The sequence below is a fragment of the Burkholderia sp. AU33423 genome, assembly GCF_002223135.1.
In the GTDB taxonomy this organism is placed as follows: Bacteria; Pseudomonadota; Gammaproteobacteria; order Burkholderiales; family Burkholderiaceae; genus Burkholderia; species Burkholderia lata_D.
On the sequence record NZ_NKFH01000004.1, the window covers coordinates 1475024 to 1494885 of the forward strand.

Here is a 19862-nt window from a genome sequence, read left to right on the forward strand (position 1 = left end):
CGAGTGTCGGCGAACGCGCTACAGCGTGAGCTCGAACGAACGCGCGAGCAGGCCGGGCAGCTGCGCGCCTCCGGTGGCGCGCTCGCCGTACGTGTCGTCGTTCGCGAGCAGCGCCGGCACCGCGCCGAGCTGCTCGAGCTCCGACCCGAACAGCCGGTAGAAGCTGTCGTCGAACCGCATCGCGTCGACCGGCGCGACGATGCGCCCGCCTTCGACCCAGAACGTCGCGAACCGCGTCATCCCCGTCATCCGGCACGCGATCGGGTCCGAGAAGTTCAGGTACCAGAGGTTGCCGACGTAGAGCCCCGTGTCGAGCGCGGCCAGCACGTCGGCGTCGGCGAGCGTGCCGCCCGCGATCGACAGCGACTGCGGCGCTTCGGCATTGTCCGCGCCGTTCGGTGTGCGCCCGTGCTCGCGTGCGGTGCGTGCGCATACGAGCTGCCCGGCGCCCCGCCCTTCGACGACGAGCGGCACGCTGTCGCGCCGGTAGCCATCGGCATTGAACGCCGGCGCGATGCCCAGCGAGAAATCCTCAGTGATCGACACGCGCGGATCGAGCGCGACCTCGCCGGCATACAGGCGATGCAGCGGGCTGCGGGCGCTCGCCACCGCGCGCGCCGAGAAGCCGCTCCAGCCGAGCAGGCTCGTCATCTCGTGAATGGCGTCCGGCGCGAAATACGCGCGGTAGCGCCCGGGCGCAAGCGCCTTCGGCGTGCGGCCGAGCACGGGCAGCCGCGCGGCGGCCGCGTCGACCTTGGCCGCGAATGCCGCATCGCGCCAGTCGTCGCCCGCATAGACGGTCTTGATCGCGCGGCCGCTCGGGTCGTACAGCGACCAGCTGAAGTTGAAATTCTCGACCTCATACCAGCCGCGGCTGCCGGTCGACGATGCAAAGCCGCGCGCCAGCGTGCCGCCCGCGTAAAAGCCGACGAAGTCGAGCCCGCGCGCGCATTCGGCCACGATTCGCGCGAGCCCGTCCGCATCGGGCAAGCGCCCGGTGCGGCGCGTTTCCTGCACCCACGACGAGGTATCGAACAGCAGGTGCGGGTCGTCCTGCGCATCGCGCAGGCCGTCGCGCAGCACGGCGAGCGCGTCCGCCAGTTCGCGCAGGTCGGTCGCCGGATTGCCGCAGACGGTCAGCGCCGAGTGCGCCTGCCGCGCCCCGTCGATGAGTCGCACGGACAATCGCCCTTGCGTGACGCGCCCGGTCTGGCGAATCCTGCCGCCATTGAAACGGATGAAGTCGGACGTTTCGCCGGAGAAGCCGAGCAGGACGGTTTCGGCCGGTGTCGTCAGCCGTTGCGCGTCGTCGGCGAGCCGGGCGAAATACGCGTGCCAGTCGATTCCGGCGCGGCGTGCCATCGGATCGAATCCCGTCATCACGCGCCTCCGAAGACGTCGACGCCGGCGAACACGCAGGCCGGCGCGGCGTGGCCGACACGGATGATCTGCGCAGGCTCGCCCTTCCCGCAGTACGGCGTGCCGTAGATGCCGAACGTGCTCGCATCGCCGACCGCGCGCAGGCTGCGCCAGAACTGGGCGGAGATGCCGCGGTAGTTCGGCCGCTTGACGACCTGCGTGAGCCGGCCGTTCTCGATCAGTTGCCCGAATTCGCAGCCGAACTGGAATTTGTTGCGGTGGTCGTCGATCGACCAGGACGTGTTGGTGCGCATCAGGATCCCGTGCTCGGTGCCCGCGATCAGCGCATCGAGCGACTGGTCGCCGGGTTCGACGTTCAGGTTCGCCATCCGGTCGATCGGCGCGCGGTTCCAGCTCGACGCGCGCGAGTTGGCCACGCCCGGCAGGCCCGCGCGCTGCTGCGACAGCGCCCCGCCGAGCAGCCGTTCGAGCACGCCGTTGCGGATCAGGTACTGCTTGCGCGCCGGCGTGCCGTCGTCGTCGAATGCGTAGGACGCGGCTTCGGCCGTCGGCTCCGGATCGAACGTGACGTTCAGCAGCGGCGAGCCATATTGATAGTGGCCGACCATCTCCGGCCTGACGAAGCTCGAACCGGCGAAGTTGCGCTCGTCGCCGAGAATCCGGTCGAGTTCGAGCGGATGGCCGATCGACTCGTGGATCTGCAGCATCATCTGGTCCGGCATCAGCAGCAGGTCGCGCCGGCCGGTCGGGCAGTTCGGCGCGGCGAGCAACTGCAGCGCCTCGTCGGCGACGCGCGCGCCGGCGCCGTCGAAGCCGTAGCGTGCCAGCACGTCGATGCCGCCCTGCGCCAGCGTGCCCGATTGACCGAGCGAGCGCGTCTGCGTGTCGCCGTCGCCATGGGCGACGGCTTGCAGCTCGGGCATCAGGAAGCGGAAGCGCTGGTCGATCCGCACGCCGTCGCTCGTCACGTAACTTTGCTCGGTGTGCACGATCATGACGCTCGCCGAACGCTCGACGATGCGCGCGCCGAGGTTCGCCGCCGCGCATTCGTGCGCGAGACGCTCGATCCATTCCGCGCGCGATGGCAGCGCCGCATCGACATCGGGCGACGCATAGGTGCCGCTCGCCTGCGGGCGCGCGGCCTGGCGATGATCGACCAGCGCCCACGGCGCGCTGGCACGGGCCCGCGCGGTCGCGATGTCGAGCGCCGCCTGCAGCCCGGCCGGGGACAGGTCGGGCGTCGCCGCATAGCCCGCGCCGGTGCCGGCCCACGCCGTCAGCATCGCGCCGCGCTCGCGCGTGCGCGAAAACGGCTGCGCGACGTCGTTGCGCACCGCATGTTCGTCGATCGTCTCGTCGACGATGCGCAGCGACCAGAAATCGGCGTCGCTGCGCAATGCCTGCGCCGCCTGCACGGCTCGGGCGCCCGGCGCCCGGTTCTCGTCAATCATCGGTTCTCTCTTGCCTCTCCTGCGGGCCGCGCTCAGGCGCCAGCATGGACGACGCGAGCAGCGCCCGCGTATACGGATGGGATGGCGCGTGCAGCACGTCGAGCGTCTCGCCCGCCTCGACCACGCGCCCTGCCTTCATCACGATGACCCGGTGGGCCATCGCGCGCATCACCGCCAGATCGTGCGTGATGAACAGGTAGCTGAGTTTGTACTTCTTTTGGAGATTCGTCAGCAGATTCAGCACCTGCTTCTGGATCGACACGTCGAGCGCGCTCGTCGGCTCGTCGAGCACCAGCAGTTCCGGCTCCACCGCCAGCGCCCGCGCGATCGCGATCCGCTGCCGCTGCCCGCCGGAAAACTCGTGCGGATAGCGCAGCATCGCCTCGGGCGGCAGGCCCACCTCCTGCAGCAGCGCGGCGATCCGCGCCCGCCGCGCGTCGCCGGCCACCTGCGGCCGGTGCACGCCCAGCCCCTCGCCGACGATCTGCTCGACCGTCATGCGCGGCGACAGCGAGCCGAACGGATCCTGGAACACCACCTGCATCCGCCCGTACAGCGTACGGCGGCCCTGCGTCGTGCGCAGCGACGCCAGCGGCATCCCGTCGATCTCGATCCCGCCCGACGCCGGCCGCTGCAGGCCGAGCACGGCCGACGCCAGCGTCGATTTCCCCGAACCCGACTCGCCGACGATCCCGAGCGTTTCGCCGCGCTTCAGGCTCAGCTGCACGTCGTGCACGGCGCGGAACGTCGTCTTGCCGAGCACCGAGCGCCAGCCCTTCGCCGCGATGCGGTAGTCGACGGCGAGATGCTGCACGTCGAGGATCGTCTGCGCGCCGGCGGCAACCGGCTCGACCGCCCGTTGCGGCGCGCTGTCGAGCAGCCGGCGCGTATACGGATGCTGCGGCGCCGCGAACAGGTCGGCCGTCGTGTTGGTCTCCACCAGCACGCCCTTCTCCATCACGGCCACGCGCTGCGCGAAGCGCCGCACGAGGTTCAGGTCGTGCGTGATCAGCAGCACGGCCATCCCGCGCGCGGCGGCCTCCTGCTCCTGCAGCTCGATCAGCAGGTCGACGATCTGCTGGCGCACCGTCACGTCGAGCGCGGTGGTCGGCTCGTCCGCGAGCAGCAGGCGCGGCCGGCACGCCAGCGCCATCGCAATCATTGCGCGTTGCCGCTGCCCGCCCGACAGCTGGTGCGGAAAGCTGTCGATGCGCCGCTCGGGCTCCGGAATCCCGGTGCGCCGCAGCAGCGCGATCCCGCGCTCACGCGCGTCGCCCGGGCGCAGCCCCTCGTGCAGCCGCAGGCTCTCGGCGATTTGCTTGCCGATCGTATACAGCGGATTGAGCGCGGTCATCGGCTCCTGGAACACCATCGCGATGTCGGCGCCGCGAATCCCGCGCATCTGCTGCTCGGTCTTCGCGAGCAGATCCTGGCCGTCGAACAGCATCCGCCCCGACAGCGTCGCCTGCTGCGCGAGCCTCAGGATCGACAGTGCGGTCACGCTCTTGCCCGACCCCGATTCGCCGACAAGCGCCACGCGCTCGCCGCGGCCGATCGACAGGTTCAGATCCTGTACGACCGCGTTCGCGCCGAAATGCGCGGAAAAATCCTCGATCTGCAGCAACGGTTTCGTCATCACCGCCCTCCGCCGAATGCCGAACCGCGCGTGCGCGTGTCGAGCGCGTTGCGCAGCGCATCGCCCATGAAGGTGAGCAGCAGCAGCGTCACCACCAGCGCCGCGAACGCCGCGATCGAGATCCACCACGCGTCCAGGTTGTTCTTGCCTTCCTGCAGCAGCTCGCCGAGGCTCGGCGTCGGCGGCGGCACGCCGAGGCCGAGGAAATCGAGGCTCGTCAGCGACAGGATCGCCGCGCTCATCCGGAACGGCAGGAACGTGATCACCGGCGTGAGGCTGTTCGGCAGCACGTGGCGCCACATGATCTGCGCGTTCGTCAGCCCCATCGTGCGTGCGGCCTTCACGTAGTCGAGCGCGCGATTGCGCAGGAATTCGGCGCGGACGTAGTCGGACAGCACGAGCCAGCCGAACATCGACAGCAGGATGAACAGCAGCCACAGCGACGGCGTGAAGATCGACGCGAAGATGATCAGCAGGTACAGGTCAGGCAGCGCGCTCCAGATCTCGATCAGGCGCTGTCCGACCAGGTCCGTGCGGCCGCCGTAGAAACCTTGCAGCGCGCCCGTCAGCACGCCGACCAGCACGCCCGATACGGTCAGCGCGAACGCCATCAGCACCGACAGCCGGAACCCGTACAGCAGCCGCGCGAGCACGTCGCGCCCGAACTGGTCGGTGCCGAGCCAGTTGCTCGACGACGGCGGCGCCGGATACGGCCGCGACGCGAAATAGTCGATCGTGTCGTAGCGATAGCGGTTCGGCGGATAGATCGCGAAGTTGCCGTGCGACTCGAGCTTCGTGCGGATATACGGATCGAGATAGTTCGTCATCGCGGGAAAGTCACCGCCGAACGCCGTCTCCGGATAGTCCTTCACGATCGGGAAGTCATAGTGCCCGTCGTAGCGCACGATCAGCGGCCGGTCGTTCGACAGCAGGTCCGCACCCAGGCTGAGCGCGAACAGCACCGCGAAGATCACGAGACTCCAGTAGCCGAGCGGCTGCGCGCGAAAGCGCAGCCACGTGCGCCGCCACGGCGACGGCGAGGCCGCGCACGCGGCACAGGCCTGGTCAGTGGTCCAGGCGGTTGAACTGGATACGGGGGTCGACGAGGACATAGCAGATATCCGCGATGAGTTTGGTCAGCAGGCCGATCAGCGTGAACAGGAACAGCGAGCCGAGCACGACCGGATAGTCGCGGCGGATCACCGAGTCGTACGACAGTTGCCCCATGCCGTCGAGCGAGAACAGCGTCTCGATCAGCAGGTTGCCGTTCAGGAAGGCGCCGACGAACGCGGCCGGCAGCCCCGTGAGCAACGGGATCGCCGCATTGCGCAGCACGTGCTTCCAGAGCACGTCGCGCTCCGGCGCGCCCTTCGCGCGCGCGGTCAGCACGTACTGCCGGCCGATTTCCTCGAGGAACGTGTTCTTCGTCAGGATCGTGACGATCGCGAAGTTGCCGACGACCGACGCCGTCACCGGCATCACGATGTGCCACAGATAGTCGAGCGCCTTGCCGATCAGCGTCAGGTCGTCGAAGTTGTCGGACGTGAGCCCGCGCATCGGGAACACCTGCCAGAACGTGCCGCCGCCGAACAGCATCAGCAGCAGCACGCCGAGCACGAAGCCCGGCACTGCGTAGCCGGCCAGCACCAGCACGCTCGTCACGGTGTCGAACCGCGACCCGTTGCGCACCGCCTTCGCGATGCCGAGCGGCACCGACACCAGGTACGTGAGGATCACCGTCCACATCCCGAGCGTGATCGACACCGGCAGCTTCGAGCGGATCACCGCCCACACGCTGCGATGCGCGAAATAGGACTGGCCGAGGTCGAACGTCGCATAGCTTTTCAGCATCAGCACGTAGCGTTCGAGCGGCGGCCTGTCGAAGCCGAACTGCTTGCGGATCTGCTCGATCTGCTGCGGATCGACGCCCTGGCTGCCGTGGTAGCCGCCGCCTCCGCCGCCCGCCTCCCCGCCGCGCGCGCTGCCGTGGCGCAACTGCGCGAGCACCTGTTCGACCGGGCCGCCCGGCACGAACTGCGTGACCGCGAACGTGATCGTCACCACCCCGATCAGCGTCGGGATCATCAGCAGCAATCGCCTGAGTATGTATGCCAGCATCGTCGTTCCTCCGTCAGGCGGCCGGCGCGGGTTTCGCCGCCGGTTGCTTCACGTACCAGTAGTCGATGATCCAGTCCTCGTATTGATAGGAGTCCGGCACGATCGCCGGGTGGCCGAGCGTCGCCTTGTACGCGATCCGCGCATTCGGCAGGTAGTACTGCGGGATCAGCGCGTACAGGTTGATCAGCACGCGGTCGAGCGCGTGCGTGGCCGTCTCGAGATCGTCGAGCGTGTCGGCCGCGAGCGCCGCGCGGATCAGCGCATCGACCGCCTTCGATTTCACGCCCGGATAGTTCTCGGAGCCCGGCTGCGACGCGGCCGCACTGCCGAAGCGGCGCGTCAGCTCCGCGCCCGGAATCGTCACGGGCAGGTAGATGTACGTCGTCATGTCGTACTCGAAATTGTCGAGGCGCTTCAGGTAGACCGCGCTGTCGATCTCGTGCAGGTAGGCTTGAATGCCAAGCATCGCGAGTGCCTGCGTGTACGGCAGGATCAGGCGGTCCATGCCGGGCTGGTCGTCGATGATCTCGATCGTCATCGGCGTGCCGTTCGCGTCGCGAAGCGCGCCGTCGCGGTAATGCCAGCCGGCCTGCGCGAGCAGGTCGCGCGCTTGCTTCAGGTTCGCGCGCAGCGAGTTCGGCGGCAGCGTCGACGGCTGCCGGACCATCGGGCCGAACACCTCGGGCGGCAGCGTCGAACGGAACGGTTCGAGCAGCGCGAGTTCCTTCGCGCTCGGCATGCCGGATGCCGCGAACGGGCTCGCCTCCCAGAAGCTGTTGGTGCGGCGATACTGCCCGTAGAACATCATCCGGCTCATCCAGTCGAAATCGAACGCCAGCGCGAGCGCATGCCGCACCCGCACGTCCTGGAACATCGGCTTGCGCATGTTCATCAGGAAGCCCTGCATCTGCGCGGGGCCGTCGGGAAACTCGCCGCGCTTCAGCATGCCGTTGCGAAAATTCTTGCCGACGTACTTGCGCGCCCACTGCGTCGCGCTGTATTCCATGCGCGCGTCGATGTCGCCAGCCTTGAACGCTTCGAGCGCCGTGTACTGATCCAGGTACAGCTTGAACGACACGTGCGCGAAGCGGAACATGCCGCGTCGCGACGGCAGGTTCGCTGCCCAGTAGTGCGGGTCGCGCACGTAGCTGATCTGCTTGTCGTTCTTGCGCTGGTCGATCAGGTACGGGCCGCTCGCGATCGGCGGCACGTTCGCGATCTGGTCGAACGGCGGTCGCGTGCCGTCCGCGTGCTGCCCCCATTTCGGCGAGAACACCGGCAGGTCGCCCGCGATCAGCGCGGCGTCGCGCTCCGCGTGCTTGAACTCGAAGCGCACCGTGTGGCCGTCGACCACCACCGCACGCTTGATGATCGCGAACTGCGCGTTGTACAGCGGCGACGCCTGCGGGCTCGTCAGCGTGTCGAACGAATATTTGACGTCGGCCGCGGTGATCGGATCGCCGTTCGAGAAGCGTGCGGCCGGGTTGATGCGGAACGTCGCCGACAGCCCGTCGGGCGCGATGTCGACGTCGTCGGCGATCAGCGCGTATTCGGATGCAAGCTCGTCCCAGCTGCGCTGCATCAGCGTGTCGAACATCAGGTTCTTGATGTCCGGTGCGGGCGCGCCGCGCACGAGGAACGGGTTCAGCGAATCGTAGCTCTGCGCTTCGTCGTAGTTTTCGAACTGGAGCGTGCCGCTGTCCGGCGCATCCGCATTCGCGTAGTCGAAATGCGTGAAGCCCGGCGGATACTTCGGATGGTCGTATTGCGAGATCGCCGGCACCGCGAGCGCGGCCTGCGGCATGACGCCGCCCGACACGAGCCACACGGCGCACGCGAGCAGCGCGGCGCGCGTGGCGGTGCGCATCCGCCCGTGCGTGCGCGTCAGGTGCGAGTGGCGCGGCACGCGTGCCCGTCGCCCATTCAACAGTCTCATGGTCAGTCTGTCCGGAAGCGTGCGGGTGTGAAGCCTGCACGCAATCGATGCCCGTGCCGGACGCCGCATACGGCCGCGCCCCGCGGATGGTTCGTGCTGGTCAAGATCGGATGAACTGCACCGCCGCGCGTCCCGGTTGCGGGCCGTCGTGGCGCCAGGCGAAAAAAGGCCGCCCCGAAAAGGGGGTAGTGGACGTGGAGCGGCCTGTCCAAAGCCTGTCAGTGCATCGCGATCGCCGTCAGAACTTGTACGTCGCGCCGACCTGCGCGAACCGGCCGATGTACGAGTACACCGACGTGTCGTACCCGCTCTGGCTCAGCGTGCCGTTCGCGAAGATCGGGTCGTACGGCGGCGTGCGGTTGAAGAGGTTGTCGATGCCGCCGTAGATCGTCCAGTTCTTGAAGCCCGTGTACGTCACCATCAGGTTGAACTGGCTGTACGAACCGACCTTGCTCGGCTCGGGCATCAGGTTCTGCGCGTACGGGCCCGTGAACTGCCACGTCAGCGCCGCATCGAACTTCCGGTAGTTCCAGTCCAGCGTCGTGTTGCCGCGCCAGCGCGGGAAGCTGCCGCCGAACGGCTGCGTGATCGTGAAGTTGTTGCCCGCGCCGTTGATCGGCGCGGCGCCCGGGAAGCCGATCTTGTAGCTGTTGACGTAAGCCCAGTCGCCCGACAGCGTAATCGTGCCCCAGCCCTTCAGCGGCAGGCCCTGGCGGAACGTGCCTTCGAAGCCGTTCGTGTCGAGGTAGCCGAGGTTCTGGTACGGAATCACCTTGTACAGCAGCTGGCCGGTCGTCGGGTCGGTCACGACCTGCGATGGCTTGCCCTGGCCGATCACGTTGTCGATGCGGATCTTGTACCAGTCGAAGCCGAGGTCGGTGTAACGGCTCGGCGAGACCTGGAAGCCGATATTGAGGTTGCGCGTGCGTTCCGGCGCGAGGTTCGGGTTGCCGACGGTGATCGACGTGTAGTTCTGGCCGGTGGCCGGATCGACCTGGATGCCGAGCGTCTGCGACTTGCTGTCCTCGACGAAGGTCGGCGCGCGGAAGCCGCGGTTGTACGACGTATACAACGTGAGCGCCTTGATCGGCTGGTACCGCAACGCGAAGCGCGGCGAGAAAGCGCCGCCCACGTCGGTGTAGTGATCGTAGCGGCCTGCCTGGCTGAACGTCAGGTTCTCGATGATCGGTATGTTGATCTGGTAATAGATGGCCGCGACGTTGCGCTGGCCATCCACCGTCTCGAGGTCCGGCGTGATGACGGCCCCGCTCAGGTACTCGGAACCCGGCGTCAGCGTTTCGCTCTGGTGCGTGAATTGCGCGCCGAAGCCGATGCCGACGTCGCCGGCCGGCAGATGGAACAGGTTCGGCGTCGACAGCGTCGCATCGATCGTGTCGAGCTTCGAGATGCCGAGGTTGTTCGCTTCCTGATAGAGACCGTTGAATGCGTTCGGCGTCGCGGCCGGGTTAGCGAAATTCAGCGTGCCGTTCTGGTAGATGTTGTTCAGCGCATTCACGTTCAGCTGGTTCGTGAACACGTTCGACACCGTGCTCTGCGAATGGCTGACCGACGTCGCCCAGTCCCAGTCGCCGTACGGCAACGTGAACGACCCCTTGATGCCGGCGGCCGCCCGCCAGTAGTTGGCCCAGGTCTTTTGCGCGACCGTGTTCGGAAATGCGTAGGTGAGCGGCGTGGCCGCGCCGGTCGTGTTGTACGGGTTGCTGGCCGGTACCGTGTAGTTGAACGGCGACAGCAGCTTCGTCTGCGGATTCCAGACGAGCGCCGGGTTCTGCGAGTTGCCGATCACGTTGTTCCACAGGCCGTCGTTGGTCGTGGTCGTGTTGTAGCTCTCGAGGAAATCCGCGAACGCGGTCGTCTTGTCGTCGATCTTGAAGTCACCATGGAGCTTCGCGTTCAGGCGCTCGGTCATCGGCAGGATCGACGTGCTTTCCGCCGTGTTGTACCCGCAGATGGTGCCCGGCAACCCGGCCGACAGCGAATTCGACGCGGCCGGATGAACCGAGCCGCCGAACGGGCAGCCGCCGTTCAGCGCCTGCGCACTGCCGTCGGGCATGTTCCAGTACGACGGCGCGAGCAGCGAGAAGCCGCCCGGCTTGCCCGTGAAGTCCTGGTTGCGCGTGGAATCACGGTCGGCCAGCGTGAAGCCGTTCGACTTGTAGTAGCTGAGCGCGGCCGTCACGTTGAAGCGGTCGGCGTTCAGGTCGCCGAAGCCGCCGAGCACGCCGAATTTCATCGTGCCGTCGCCGTTGCCGGCGTTGATCGCGCTGCCGAGGCTGCCGTCGAGCTGCAGGCCGCGGAAATTGTGTTTCGTGATGATGTTGACGACACCGCCGATCGCGTCCGAACCGTACTGCGACACGGCGCCCGTCTTCACGATTTCGATCCGCTCGATGTCGTTGAGCGGGATCGTGTTGAGGTCGAAAAACGAATCGACGCTGTTCGAGAAGAATGCATACGGCGCGACGCGCTGGCCGTCCACCAACACGAGCGTGTACTTCTCCGAGAGGCCGCGCAGTGCAATGCCGGCCGCGCCGGCCGCGAAGTTGCCCGATTGCCCTTCGCCCCAGCTGTTCGCCGAGTTGGCAGCCGCATCGCGCAGGAAGTCGGCGACGGTCACCGCGCCGCTGGCCTGGATTTCCTTCGGCGTGATCGTCTGCACCTGCTGGAAGCCGGTCTTGTCGGCTTGCCGGATCAGCGAGCCCGTCACTTCGAACCGCTTGATCTGCGCGACCTTGCCCTGCCCGTTCGCGGCGGGTGCGGCAGGCGTCGCGTCGGCTGCCGCGCCGGCCGACGCATCGGGCGCCGTGGGCGCTTCGGTGCCCGTGGCAGCGGCGGCACCCGCCGTGCCGCCGGCCTGTGCAACGGTCACGGGCGCGCCGCTCGCGACCGCATCCGCGATCGCAACGGCGCCCGGCGCCGGCTGGCTCTGGGCGAACGCCGGCGGCGCCAGTACGGCCGTCAACGCGAGTTCCGCCCAGACTATCCTCTTGATGGCCAACGCCAACACTCTCTGCTTCATCTTGTTCCCTCTCGCTCGTAGTAAGACCCCACCTGCTGTGCGCCGGAACCTTGTGAATTCCTTGCGCGTCCTGGGTGCCCGTGTACCGGAACCCGCGATTGCCACGCTTTCGACTGCCACGACTCGAACGGATCGGCCTCGGGTCACCCGCACCATCCAGCGTCACCGTCGTTTTCTATTTTGATTCGACATGCTAAACACCTACATTGAGCGCATTGCCTGCATCTTCCCGATTCGACGGGCAGCGGGTTCCGTACAACGCGAACCTGTGTGCGCGCCGTTCTGCGCACCCTCTGCCGTCGATCGGGTACTTCTCCTTCCTGCCGGCCGCCTTCGCTAAAACAGCCTCGGCGTGCCGACCCAGACGATCACCGCCTCTTCGTCGGCCGTATTGCGCCACGCATGGGGCATCGTCGATTCGTAATGCGCGGTATCGCCCTCGTTCAGCGTAAACGTGCAATCCTCGAGCGTCAGCGCCACCTGCCCGCGCAACACGTAGACGAACTCCTCGCCCGCATGCGTCGTCATCTCGGACGACAACTGCCCCGTCGGCATCCGGACGAGAATCGCGTCAAGCTTGCGGCCGTCCACCAGGTTCGTCAGCCTCGCGAACCGGCTGGCCGAGTTCGTGAACTGGAAATACTGCAGCGCGTTGCCGCGGCATACCGAGCGTGCTTCCGTCGGCGTGTCGATGAAGTACTGCATCGTCACGCCCAGCGCCTTCGCGATCCGCACCAGCGACGTGATCGACGGCGTCGCCCGCCCGCGCTCGACCTGCGACAGAAACGGCTTCGAAATGCCGGCAATCGTCGACGTTTCGTCAAGCGTGAGTTTCAGGCGCTGGCGCAGCGCCCGGATCTTGTTGCCGAGCGACACGGCGACGAGCACCGACTCATCAGGGGGCAAAACCATGGAAAGACGGTCCCTCGCAGTCGAAATCGGTTTGATGTCGTCAAGCCTCGACCGATGCCGTGACACGACCGGCCCGGCACGATCCCCCGCTGCACGCTGTCGCGACGTGCATGCCACGCGCGGTGCGGCAGCGCACTCGCGTCGTGCGGTCGCGCAGCACTCGCCCATTTCATTCGGTTTACTAATTAACAAGGTTACCCCTTTCCATTGGCTGACCTGCCCGTCGTGCATCGGTGCGATCGCGGCGGCACGCCGCTTGCCGACCGCGCCCGCGTCGCGCGCGGCCGTGCAACTTCCGTTGTGTTACCGGGAGGCCACCACCGTCCAGAGCCGCGCGAGGTCACCGGAACCGTCGGTGCCCTTGACCGTGCGCAGCACCTGGACCGCACGCGCTTTCTGGCCGGCCACGTAATACGCCTCGCCGAGCCGCAGCCGCGCCGCATCGGGATGTTCGAGACCGCCCTTCGCGATCGCCTGCTCCATCATCGGCAGCCCCTGCTGCGCCTGGCCCTCGAAGACGAGGTTCATGCCCGCGTCGATCGGCGCTACCGGTGTCGTGGCGTCTCCGCCCGATTGCGCGCGCTTCGCCGCTAGCGTCTGCAGCCGCTTCTCGCGATCCGCCTGCGCGTCCTTGCCGAGTACGCCGGATGCGAACCCCTGATCGATCACCTGCTTGCCCTCGGCGGGCGACCCCGCCACCAGCGCGAGCTGCGTCATTTCCATGTACGCGTTGGCGGTCGACAGCGAGCCCGTTGCGCGGCGCAACCGGTAGATGTCGAGGTCGAGCGACGGCAGATACCCCGGGTTGCCGCGAATGGCCGTGACCATTTCGTCCCAGTACGCGGGGCTCGGGTGGTAGGCCACCAGCAGCCCGAGCGCACCGCGATATGCGTTGCCGTCCTTCACTTTCTGCGCGCAGGTCGCCAGCATCTGCAACTGCCCTTCATCCGGTGCGTGTCCGCCGTTCGCCTGCGCGTCGGTGCTCGCTTTCAACTGGCTCACGAGCGGTGCGCAATCGTTCGACAGGTAGTAAGACTGCGTGAGCAGCGTGCGCATTTCCGGATCCGAGCCACCCGCCTTCAGGTAGCGCTGCGCGACGCGGATCGCCAGCGGGTAGTTCTTCTGCTGGAAGTAGATGCCGGCCAGCGCCGCCGTGGTCCGCTGCTCGTTGTCGCCCGAGAGCCGCCCCGAGTTCAGCACGCTCTCGTACGCCTGCGCGGCCATGGCCGAGTCGCCGGCCGCCATCGCTGCCGCGCCGCGCATTTCTTCCACCATATAGGTTTCGTACGGCGTCCGGTTCGGCACGGCGGCCGCCTGGGCGATCTTGCCCAGCGCGTCGCGATACTTGTGCGCCCGGTACAGCTCCTGTGCAGCCGCCAACGGTTTCGCCACGTCCGGCCGGAGCGCGTCCGCCGGCAGCGCCGGGCGGCCGAGCAGGCCCGCCGCGCCGAGCGCCGTCACCGCCATCATCCGTTTCCATCGTCGCTGGTTCATCGGCTCGTCCGTGTCGTCATTGCATGAACTGTTCGTTACCGATCAGGCCGATCTTGGTCGCGCCCACGCGTTGCGCGGAGGCGAGCACGGCGGCCACGTCCTTGTACGGCACCAGCTTGTTGGGGCGCAGATGGATCTCCGCCTGCACGGGTTCCGCCGCCACCTGGGTCAGTTTCGACTCGAGCGCCGCACGGTCCGGCACCGGTGCGCCATTCCACGTCGTCGTGCCGTCGAAATCGATGTCGATCTGCACGATTTCCGGCGGCGCGGCCGGCGGCGGCGGATTACCCACCGGCAGGTCCATCTTCACCGAATGCATCTGAATCGGGATCGTGATGATCAGCATGATCAGCAACACCAGCATCACGTCGATCAGCGGCGTGGTGTTGATATCGACCATCACTTCCGGTTCGGCATTGCTCCCGCCCGAAGGCACATTCATTCCCATCGTCGACTCCTGTCGATCCACGTTGGCGCTTTAGCGCTTACGTGGATCCCATGCTTCGCGGTCGATCCAGCGTTAGCGCTTTAGCGCTTACGCGGGCCCCATGCTTCGCGGTCGATCCACGTTGGCGCTTCAGCGCTTGCGTGGGTCCCATGCTTCGCGGTCGATCGGCGTCAGCACTCACGGTCAACCGGCGTCAGCGCTTCAACGCTCGTCGCCAGCCCCTTGCTCCACCACGATTCCGCCGTGCGACTATCCCCCGCGCGCCGGCGGTTCCGTAATGAACGACAGCTTCGCGATCCCCGCGCGCTCGCACATCGTGACCACCCGGCCGATGAACTCGTAGCGCGTGTTCTGATCGCCCCGCACGTGGACGCTCGGCTGCTGCTGCTGCTGCGACACGTCCTTCAGTTTCGCGAGCAGCGTCTGTGCATCCACCAACTGCTCGCCCCAGAAGAAATCGCCATCGCGGTTCACCGCGATCTCGATGCTCTTCGGCGTCGTCTGCAGCGGCTGCACCGTCTCCTTCGGCAACTGAAGCTGGATCGTGTGCGTCACGACCGGAATCGTGATCAGGAAGATGATCAGCAACACCAGCATCACGTCGACGAGCGGCGTCGTGTTGATGTTGGCGATCACCTCGTCGCTATCGTCCTGCCCGACGTTCATGGCCATCGCGCGTCTCCGTCAACCGATCAGTTCGCGAGCGACGCAGCGGCCGGCGACGATGACGACGCGCGTACCGGTCGCCGATTGCCGGCCAGCAGCACCGTGTGCAGCTGCGCGCCGAAGTTGCGCACCCGCTCCATCACCGACTTGTTGCGCCGGACCAGGAAGTTGTAGCCGAGCACCGCCGGCACGGCGACGGCGAGGCCGATCGCGGTCATGATGAGCGCCTCGCCCACCGGGCCCGCGACCTTGTCGATCGACGCCTGCCCGGCGATGCCGATGGCCGTCAGCGCGTGATAGATCCCCCAGACCGTGCCGAACAGCCCGACGAACGGCGCGGTGGAGCCCACCGTGGCCAGGAAGGCGAGCCCGTCCTGCATCCGGTTCGACACGTTCGTGATCGAGCGCTCGACCGAGACGTCGATCCACGTGTTGCGGTCCACCGCTTCCAGCAGCGCGTCTTCATGATGCTCGCCGGCCTCGATCGCCGTTTCGGCGATGAACCGGAACGGCGATGCCTCGTCGAGCAGCTTGGCGCCCTCGGCCAGCGACGGCGCGGTCCAGAGCTGCGCGTCCGCCAGCTTCGCGCGGCGATTGGCGCGCAACTGCTCCAGGAACTTCGTGATCATGATGTACCAGCTGCCCATCGACATGATCACGAGCAGGATCAGCACGAACCGGGCGACGAAGTCGCCGTTCTTCCAGAGCGCGCCGAGCCCGTACGGATTCTCGACCGCTTCGGTCGTGGCCGGTGCAGGCGGCGGAGCCGGCTCGGCAGCGGCCGGAGCCGGTGCGGCCGACGGCGCCGCGGCCTGCGCCGACGTGCCGGCCGCGCCGCTTGCCTGCGCGTGGGCGAGCTGCGGTGCAACGAACCCGTCGATTGCGGCGACGGACATCAGGATGCTTGCCGCCAGCGCGGCCAGTGAACGCTTCGTCATACCCCACTCCAGTTATTTCGGTGAACTTAATACGTAAGTTCGAGATGGTTTTTCCGGCCCGGATCGCACCGGGCCGCCCACTGCATCAATTCAGATTGAACGAGAACGGAACCTGGACCCGTACCGACTGGCCCTGCGCGACGCACTTGAAGCGCTTCACGGTGTTGAAGGCAGCACGATCGAGAATCGGATCAGCCGACTGCGCCACGCGCTCGTTCGTGATGTTCCCTTCCGCATCCACGACGAACTCGATCGTCACGTCGCCCGTGATGTTGTTTTCCTGCGCTTCCTTCGGATACTGGATCGACGCGCGAAGCGTGTCCGAATTCGGGCAGACCACACCTACGTCATGGCTGACAGGCTTGGCCGGGGCCGGAGGCGCCACGACCGGCGCCTGCACGGCCGGCGCGGACGGTACCGGGGCCGACTGGTGCGTGATCGTCGCCTGCGGCGGCGCCTGCACCGGCACTTCCGGCGGCGGGACGAACGGCGGCGGCGGCGGCGCGAATTTCGGCGGTGGGAGCTTGACCACGGGCATCGGCGGTGGCGGCGGCGGCTTGACCGGCTCGATGATGCGGGTTTCGATCGGGTGCTGGATCACCTGCACGACTTTCGTCGCGAGGCCGTTGAGCAGCGCGTAGATCAGCACGGCATGCAGCACCAGCACGATCCCGATGCCGCCGAACCGGCGTACCGGATTCTGTTGCTTCTTGCCGAACTCTCGCGGACGGCCCAGCGTAGCCAGTCCGCTGTTCGACGTAGCCAGACGTTCTTCGACTTTCATGCCCACCATCCATCCCCCAAGCGATTCGCCCAGTTTCGGATCGCTGCCGGCGGCGAAGCCAGGTCGGCATCGCCACCGCAACTACCCGAACATTTCATTTCAAATTCAATTAGCAATCCGAATTGAAAGAATCACATTCGAATTCCAATTCATTCTTTTTCACGGAATCGTTCCGGCCGGCGCGGCCCGGCTTTACACCGGAAAACCACGCGCCTGCACGTTCAGGCAATTGTCAGCTGAGCGGGCGGCACCTCGTGTTTCGTCTGACGATTGGTCATTCGTTACGCGGTGATGTCAATGGCGCCGTTCACTTGGGTGCAGACGATAGCAAGGAAAAAATTTTGACGTCAAACTTTATTTGATGCCCGAATACAAAGTTTGGAGGGTTTATTCAAATAATATTCCGGTAAGCACAAATAAAACTTTTGTTATAAAAACGGTAATTGAATTGTATGGATATATGCGAAAACGGATATTTGGTTGTTTCGACATAAATATCGGCATATTTCCTGCATCGCATCAAAACCAGCTGCCATGGAAGCGGCCGGAACGGTGCATGCCCTTCCCTCGTCAACGTCCGCATCGGTCACGCGATGCGCTGCTCGGCCACATCACGCCAGCCGACACGGCTTCCTCGAAACATCCGACGCACCACGGATATCCGAACAGTTAATTCGGAATGCGATTCAATATTCACGTCGAAATCTCTACCATAGAATCCAGCACGATAACTTCGCACATCGAATTAACCATGCCGCGACAAGGCCCCTGCCCGGACACTCGACCCTGTCACCCGGGCATCGACCAGCACCCTTGCGCCGCGCGCGTCAGGAGTGCATGCCCTGCATCTTGTGCGAGAAATGCGCGCGCTCGGCCGTCTCCATCAGCATCAGGAATTCGTCCTGCATCATGTGGATCAGTGCTTCGTGGTCGCCGGCCTCAAAATAGACTTCCGGCTGCTGCGCGAGACGTTCCTCGAGAAACGTCTTCATGCCGTACGCCATGCACACCGGCGGCAACGCGCCCATGTCGCAATCCTTGAACAGCTCGCGCAGCTCGACCTCCCGGGCGAGCACGAGATGGCGTCCCGTCTTCACCCAGAGATCCGACAGGCGCACGGCGTGCGTGGTCGGCAATACGGCGGCGACGTAGCCTTCGTCGTCTTCGAGGAGCACGGTTTTCGCGAGGCGATCGCCGGGAATATGCGCGGCGGCGGCCGTCTCCATGCTCGTATGGCTATAGGGGTGGTACACCACTTCGTACCGCGATGACTTCTGACGCAGGCAATCCTGCAGGGTGGCTGACACAGGCATGGCACACCTCGTCTGGGCGAAACGGGCGAACGGCGTTCGCTCCGGATTCGTTCAGCATAGGTCGCATTCCGGCGGATGGAAAACCTCGCCTCGCCCGCGCGTTGCACGGACTCGACTCACGCGTTCAGTCCCCAGGGTCGAGTCCCTTTTCGCGCAGCCATTCCCGATTGAACAGCCGCGCGCGATAGATGTCGCCACGGTCGCACAGCAAGGTCACGATCGTGTGCCCCGGGCCCATCCGTCGGGCCAGCCAGACCGCCGCCGCGACGTTGATGCCGCTCGATCCACCGACGTACAGCCCCTCCTCGCGCAGCAACCGGTAGACCATCGTCACGCACTGCTGATCGTCGATCCGCACCGCGTCGTCGATCGGCGTGTCCGCAAGGTTCATCGTGACGCGCGTCGATCCGATGCCTTCGGTGATCGAGCTGCCTTCCGCGGCGAGGTCGCCCGTTTTCACGTAACCGTAGAGCCCGCTGCCGTGCGGGTCAGCCAGCACGATCCGGACGTTCGGATTCTGCTCCTTCAGGTAACGGCTCACGCCTGCCAGCGTGCCGCCCGTCCCGGTCGAGCATACGAACGCATCGATCGTGCCCGCCGTATCGCGCCAGATCTCGGGCCCGGTCGTCTCGTAGTGCGCCTGGCGATTGACGACGTTGTCGAACTGATTGGCCCACACCGCGTTGTCGAGTTCGTCCGCGAGCCGCCCGGCAATCTTCTGATAGTTGTTCGGATCACGGTAGGGCGCCGCGGGCACCGGGCGCACCTCGGCGCCGAGCGTGCGCAGGATCGCCATCTTGTCCGGCGATTGCGTGTCGGGAATCACGATCACGCAGCGATAGCCGCGCGCCGCGCAGATATGCGCCAGACCGATGCCGGTGTTGCCCGCGGTGCCCTCGACCACGGTGCCGCCGGGCGTCAGCACGCCGCGCCGCTCGGCGTCGCGGATGATGTAGAGTGCCGCGCGGTCCTTCACCGACCCGCCCGGATTCATGAATTCCGCCTTGCCCAGGATCTCGCAGCCCGTCTCGGCGCTGAGCTTCGTCAAGCGAATCAGCGGCGTGCGCCCCACGCAGTCGACGAAGCCTTGTCGCACGTCCATGTCTTCCTCCGTTGCGTTCGTGCAGCGCACGCGCCACACACAACGAAGGATAGGCCGCCCTCGCGGCTTTCGTCGCCGGACGCCGCGTATTAAGCTTGAAGAGCCCATTGCGGCGCACGCGCCGCATCGCGAGACGAGGTCCGCCATGCTGCAACTGCAAACCGTTGCCGTCGACAAGCCCGAGACCATGAACTTCATCCTCGGCCAGTCGCATTTCATCAAGTCCGTCGAGGACATCCACGAGGCGCTGGTCGGCACCGTGCCCGGCATCCGCTTCGGGCTCGCATTCTGCGAGGCGTCGGGCAAGCGGCTGGTGCGCCACTCCGGCACCGATGCGGCGCTCGTCGACCTTGCATGCCGCAACGCCAGCGCGATCGGCGCCGGTCACGCGTTCATCGTGTTCCTCGGCGACGGATTCTTTCCGGTCAACGTCCTCAACGCGATCAAGGCGGTGCCGGAGGTCTGCCGGATCTATTGCGCGACCGCGAACCCGACCGAGGTGATCGTCGCGGAAACCGCACAAGGACGCGGGATCGTCGGCGTCGTCGACGGCTTTGGGCCGCTCGGTGTCGAAAATGACGACGACATCCGCTGGCGCAAGGACCTGCTGCGCACGATCGGCTACAAGGCGTAGGGATGCCCCC

16 protein-coding genes are annotated in these 19862 nt (G+C 66.2%); 1 reads left to right on the forward strand and 15 read right to left on the reverse strand.

Going from position 1 to position 19862, the window contains the following annotated elements; genetic code table 11:
* Positions 1-18: 18 nt before the first annotated feature.
* The 15 genes from CFB50_RS09540 to CFB50_RS09610 form a co-directional block, all read right to left on the reverse strand.
* The gene (locus CFB50_RS09540; RefSeq protein ID WP_089445693.1) at positions 19-1380 is read right to left on the reverse strand and encodes a TldD/PmbA family protein; all 1362 of its coding nucleotides are present in this window, start codon (positions 1378-1380) and stop codon (positions 19-21) included.
* Positions 1380-2831, reverse strand: coding sequence for a TldD/PmbA family protein (locus CFB50_RS09545; RefSeq protein ID WP_089445694.1), 1452 nt, complete (start codon positions 2829-2831; stop codon positions 1380-1382). Before CFB50_RS09545 ends, CFB50_RS09540 begins: the two co-directional genes overlap by 1 nt.
* Positions 2824-4467: an ABC transporter ATP-binding protein gene (locus CFB50_RS09550; protein WP_089445695.1), complete on the reverse strand. Its 1644-nt coding sequence runs from the start codon at positions 4465-4467 to the stop codon at positions 2824-2826. Before CFB50_RS09550 ends, CFB50_RS09545 begins: the two co-directional genes overlap by 8 nt.
* Positions 4467-5579 carry an ABC transporter permease gene (locus tag CFB50_RS09555; protein ID WP_069248025.1) on the reverse strand — a complete coding sequence of 371 codons (1113 nt, stop codon included), beginning with the start codon at positions 5577-5579 and terminating at the stop codon, positions 4467-4469. The genes CFB50_RS09550 and CFB50_RS09555 overlap by 1 nt, the downstream gene beginning before the upstream one ends.
* Positions 5533-6585 carry a microcin C ABC transporter permease YejB gene (locus tag CFB50_RS09560; RefSeq protein WP_089445696.1) on the reverse strand — a complete coding sequence of 351 codons (1053 nt, stop codon included), beginning with the start codon at positions 6583-6585 and terminating at the stop codon, positions 5533-5535. Before CFB50_RS09560 ends, CFB50_RS09555 begins: the two co-directional genes overlap by 47 nt.
* A gap of 13 nt (positions 6586-6598) precedes the next feature.
* On the reverse strand, positions 6599-8521 hold the full coding sequence (locus tag CFB50_RS09565; protein WP_089445697.1) for an extracellular solute-binding protein: 1923 nt from the start codon (positions 8519-8521) through the stop codon (positions 6599-6601).
* 238 nt (positions 8522-8759) lie between these two features.
* The gene (locus CFB50_RS09570; RefSeq protein ID WP_089445698.1) at positions 8760-11561 is read right to left on the reverse strand and encodes a TonB-dependent receptor; all 2802 of its coding nucleotides are present in this window, start codon (positions 11559-11561) and stop codon (positions 8760-8762) included.
* A gap of 336 nt (positions 11562-11897) precedes the next feature.
* The gene (locus CFB50_RS09575; protein ID WP_069248027.1) at positions 11898-12473 is read right to left on the reverse strand and encodes a helix-turn-helix domain-containing protein; all 576 of its coding nucleotides are present in this window, start codon (positions 12471-12473) and stop codon (positions 11898-11900) included.
* A gap of 303 nt (positions 12474-12776) precedes the next feature.
* A complete protein-coding gene (locus tag CFB50_RS09580; protein ID WP_089445699.1) occupies positions 12777-13967 on the reverse strand; it encodes a tetratricopeptide repeat protein in 1191 nt (396 codons plus the stop codon).
* Between the two features lie 16 nt (positions 13968-13983).
* Positions 13984-14415 carry an ExbD/TolR family protein gene (locus CFB50_RS09585; RefSeq protein WP_069248029.1) on the reverse strand — a complete coding sequence of 144 codons (432 nt, stop codon included), beginning with the start codon at positions 14413-14415 and terminating at the stop codon, positions 13984-13986.
* Positions 14416-14664: 249 nt separating this feature from the next.
* Positions 14665-15087 carry an ExbD/TolR family protein gene (locus CFB50_RS09590; RefSeq protein ID WP_089445700.1) on the reverse strand — a complete coding sequence of 141 codons (423 nt, stop codon included), beginning with the start codon at positions 15085-15087 and terminating at the stop codon, positions 14665-14667.
* Between the two features lie 20 nt (positions 15088-15107).
* Positions 15108-16019 (reverse strand): MotA/TolQ/ExbB proton channel family protein, encoded by a 912-nt coding sequence (locus CFB50_RS09595; protein WP_089445701.1) that lies wholly within the window; start codon positions 16017-16019, stop codon positions 15108-15110.
* A gap of 85 nt (positions 16020-16104) precedes the next feature.
* Complete coding sequence (locus CFB50_RS09600; RefSeq protein WP_089425491.1) at positions 16105-16803, reverse strand: energy transducer TonB; 699 nt, start codon at positions 16801-16803, stop codon at positions 16105-16107.
* An 827-nt stretch (positions 16804-17630) separates the two neighbouring features.
* Positions 17631-18116, reverse strand: coding sequence for an aminoacyl-tRNA deacylase (locus CFB50_RS09605; RefSeq protein ID WP_031401741.1), 486 nt, complete (start codon positions 18114-18116; stop codon positions 17631-17633).
* 124 nt (positions 18117-18240) lie between these two features.
* On the reverse strand, positions 18241-19218 hold the full coding sequence (locus tag CFB50_RS09610; RefSeq protein ID WP_069249305.1) for a cysteine synthase A: 978 nt from the start codon (positions 19216-19218) through the stop codon (positions 18241-18243).
* A gap of 145 nt (positions 19219-19363) precedes the next feature.
* Here CFB50_RS09610 and CFB50_RS09615 point away from each other — a divergent pair, with 145 nt between their 5' ends.
* Positions 19364-19852 (forward strand): adenosine-specific kinase, encoded by a 489-nt coding sequence (locus CFB50_RS09615; RefSeq protein ID WP_089445702.1) that lies wholly within the window; start codon positions 19364-19366, stop codon positions 19850-19852.
* Positions 19853-19862 lie beyond the last annotated feature (10 nt).